Source organism: Amycolatopsis sp. SID8362 (assembly GCF_010550475.1).
In the GTDB taxonomy this organism is placed as follows: Bacteria; Actinomycetota; Actinomycetes; order Mycobacteriales; family Pseudonocardiaceae; genus Amycolatopsis; species Amycolatopsis eburnea.
This window is the reverse complement of sequence record NZ_JAAGNB010001444.1, coordinates 1-1,254: the sequence shown is the minus strand read 5'-3', so window position 1 is coordinate 1,254 and position 1,254 is coordinate 1. Positions and strand designations below refer to the sequence as shown.

1 protein-coding gene and 1 pseudogene are annotated in these 1,254 nt (G+C 72.7%); one reads left to right on the top strand and one right to left on the bottom strand.

All coding sequences use genetic code 11. The features are described from left to right. Positions 1-346 (bottom strand): MFS transporter (locus tag G3I65_RS44445; RefSeq protein ID WP_309236004.1); only part of this gene is annotated, 346 nt, incomplete at its 3' end. Between the two features lie 366 nt (positions 347-712). Here G3I65_RS44445 and G3I65_RS44440 point away from each other — a divergent pair. Further along, positions 713-1,254 (top strand): annotated as a pseudogene (locus tag G3I65_RS44440) (ATP-binding protein); the annotation flags it as partial.

The following is a 1,254-nucleotide window of genomic DNA, read 5'->3' as shown; positions in this document are numbered from 1 at the left end:
CGCCGACGGCGAAGGCCGCCACTTCGAGCTGCCAGCGTCCGCTCGCCGTGCCGAGCGCGACCATCGCCACCGCGGTGACGACGTGCGCCAGCACCAGCGTCGGCTTCCGGCCCAGCCGGTCGGCGAGGACGCCGCCGGCCACGGTGCCGAGCACGCCACCCAGCCCGATCAGGGCGATGACGTACCCGGCGTAGGACACCGGGTACCCGTGCCCGGCTGTCAGCGACAGCGCGAGCACGGGCCGGGTGAAGGCGCCGGCCCAGTTGACCAGGAGGCTGATCCAGATCCACCAGAACACCGGCGGCAGGTTCCGGGGGCGCCGGCGGGACGTCATCGTGTGCGTCACCCGCCGGCCCCCTTCCCCGTTCCACTGGTTCTCGTCCCGAGCCGGGTGCCGCGGCCGCTGGATCGCAGCGGTGGAGGCGTACCCGGGGCTCCTCGCAGGAGGACCTGTTGTGCGGTTCTCCCATCGAGCCGGGTGCCTTCCGCTGGGTCTCAGCTGGGAGGCGCACCCCCGGACTCATGGATAAATCATGGCTCGCGGCATGGGGATCGCTCCTCTCCTCGATTGCCCGCCGGTCGGGCGGGACCCGTTGACAGTGCGGAACCGGTAGGGGCAAGCTGACCCTGTCGGTAAACTGAAATGAATGCGGCGACGCTTCCATTTCAGGTCGGCTGATCGGGGTAGGGGCCCCGATCCGGGGAGGACGTCGTGAGGGTTGTGCTGCTCGGCGGAGCGGGGGCGCTCGCCGGCGGGAGCGGTCGGTGGGGTGCGCTTTCGCTGGTGCAGGGCGCCGTTCCGCGGCTCGTGCTGGTGCCGGTCGTGTTCCGGCTGGCGTTGTTCCTCCAGGTGCTGTGGACCGGCGACGGGCCCACCGCGCCTGCCCTCTGGCTCGCCGTGGCGTTCTTCCTGGTGCCGAACCTCCTCGAGGTCGCCTGGGTCTTCCGGCGCGCCACCGGCATCCGGCCGGTGCTCCTCGCCGATACCGCGTACACGCTCCTCAGCAGCCTGGCCGCGGCGGCGTTCGCGCCCGGCCTGCTGGCCCTGACCTGGCCGAACATCATGGGCACGGTCATGGTCTGGACCCTGCTGCGCGGCGCGCCCGCCGGCGCCGCGGCGATCGCCGGTGCCGTGCTGCTGCGCTACGGCATGGCCGCGGTCTCGGGCACGTCCGCGCCGGCGACGTGGATCCTGCTCGCGCTGCTCGCGGCCGTCGTCACGGCGCTCGCGATCGTGCTGCTGGTCGCCGGGTC